Origin of the sequence: Streptomyces sp. Ru73 (assembly GCF_002920575.1) — a bacterium.
GTDB lineage: Bacteria > Actinomycetota > Actinomycetes > Streptomycetales > Streptomycetaceae > Streptomyces.
The window spans coordinates 1-994 of record NZ_PQSQ01000221.1 but is presented as its reverse complement, the minus strand read 5'-3'; the positions used below and the strand labels follow the sequence as shown (position 1 = coordinate 994).

Genomic DNA, 994 nt, shown 5'->3' with positions numbered 1-994 from the left:
CCCGTGTCGGTGCAGTCGATGACGACGACGCGTACGGCGGACATCGGGGCGACGCTGCAGCAGATCGCGGAGCTGACGGCGTCGGGCTGCCAGATCGTGCGGGTGGCGTGTCCGACGCAGGATGATGCGGATGCGCTGCCGGTGATCGCGAAGAAGTCGCAGATCCCGGTGATCGCCGATATTCACTTCCAGCCGAAGTATGTGTTCGCGGCGATCGACGCGGGCTGTGCGGCGGTGCGGGTGAATCCGGGGAACATCAAGCAGTTCGACGACAAGGTCAAGGAGATCGCCAAGGCGGCCTCCGATCGCGGGCACCCCGATCCGGATCGGCGTGAACGCCGGGTCGCTGGACCGGCGGCTGCTGCAGAAGTACGGCAAGGCCACTCCGGAGGCGCTGGTGGAGTCGGCGCTGTGGGAGGCGAGCCTCTTTGAGGAGCACGGCTTCCGGGACATCAAGATCTCGGTGAAGCACAACGACCCGGTGGTGATGGTCAACGCCTACCGGCAGCTGGCCGCGCAGTGCGACTACCCGCTGCACCTGGGGGTGACCGAGGCGGGTCCGGCGTTCCAGGGCACCATCAAGTCCGCGGTCGCCTTCGGTGCGCTGCTGTCGGAGGGGATCGGGGACACCATCCGGGTGTCGCTGTCGGCGCCGCCGGCGGAGGAGGTCAAGGTCGGGATCTCGATTCTGGAGTCGCTGAATCTGCGGCAGCGCCGGCTGGAGATCGTCTCGTGTCCGTCGTGCGGGCGGGCGCAGGTGGATGTGTACAAGCTGGCCGATGAGGTGACCGCGGGGCTGGAGGGCATGGAGGTTCCGCTGCGGGTCGCGGTGATGGGCTGTGTGGTCAACGGCCCCGGCGAGGCGCGCGAGGCGGATCTGGGTGTGGCCTCCGGTAACGGCAAGGGGCAGATCTTCGTGAAGGGTGAGGTCATCAAGACCGTGCCGGAGTCGAAGATCGTGGAGACCCTCATCGAGGAAGCCATGAAGATCGCC

The 994-nt window shown here is 67.1% G+C and carries 1 pseudogene; it reads left to right on the top strand.

The features are described 5' to 3' along the window. Positions 1–994: pseudogene (ispG, locus tag C3486_RS36655) on the top strand (flavodoxin-dependent (E)-4-hydroxy-3-methylbut-2-enyl-diphosphate synthase); the annotation flags it as partial.